This is a genomic window from Aquabacterium sp. UBA2148 (assembly GCF_002328915.1).
GTDB lineage: Bacteria > Pseudomonadota > Gammaproteobacteria > Burkholderiales > Burkholderiaceae_C > Aquabacterium > Aquabacterium parvum.
This window is the reverse complement of the sequence record NZ_DCXA01000108.1, coordinates 13,891-14,622: the sequence shown is the minus strand read 5'-3', so window position 1 is coordinate 14,622 and position 732 is coordinate 13,891. Positions and strand designations below refer to the sequence as shown.

Genomic DNA, 732 nt, shown 5'->3' with positions numbered 1-732 from the left:
CACGATGGCGCGTCGGCGAGCGCCCGGCTGGGAACGACGATGGCGCAGCACGGCCTTGCCCATCAAGACTGCGACCCACTGAACAATCGGTGTCACCGCCGCCCACGCCATCATGGCGTTGAAGTCGAAAAACATCAGGCTGTTGGTGGCGTAGCCACACAGCCACAGGATGGCAAGCATGGACACCCAGGAGCCCAGGATGTCGATCAGTGCCTCCAGCTTGGAGACGATGAAGCGGTTGCGCCCCGGAAAGGTGAGCGCAAAAACCAGCAGGCACAGGGCCATGCCGGCACGCCCCATGGGCTCACCCGCCCAGGCCATGGCGCCAGCCAGCGTCAGCACCGTGATGAACGGCTCCAGGAACGCCGCCACGAAGGATGTGACCGACTGTGGCGCGTTGAAGAACGTGCGGTTGTAATTGCGGTTGTTGAACATGAAAAACCCGGGAGGCACGACCGGACCCAGCGGGTGAGCGAGACATGCAGCGGGCGCTCCACCAGCCACCCGACCAACCTCGTCCCGGCCAGTGCAGGACAGGCCGACGGCGCAGGCATGCCCGCACCATCTTGATCGGGCATTGTGGATCAAAATGGATGACAGAAATCCCATCGACTTCCCCCGCCCCCCTGGCATGCAGGGGTGTGTCGGGCGCCCCCTACAATCTCGTCATGCTCCCCTCCCCGATTCAGTGGCTGGCTCCAGCTGTGCTGGCCCGCCTCGTCCTCCTGCTCA

Annotated in this window: 1 pseudogene; it reads right to left on the bottom strand. The window is 64.2% G+C overall.

From position 1 onward, the window contains the following. A pseudogene (locus B2W70_RS05950) lies at window positions 1-435 on the bottom strand (undecaprenyl-phosphate glucose phosphotransferase); the annotation flags it as partial. Window positions 436-732: the final 297 nt, after the last annotated feature.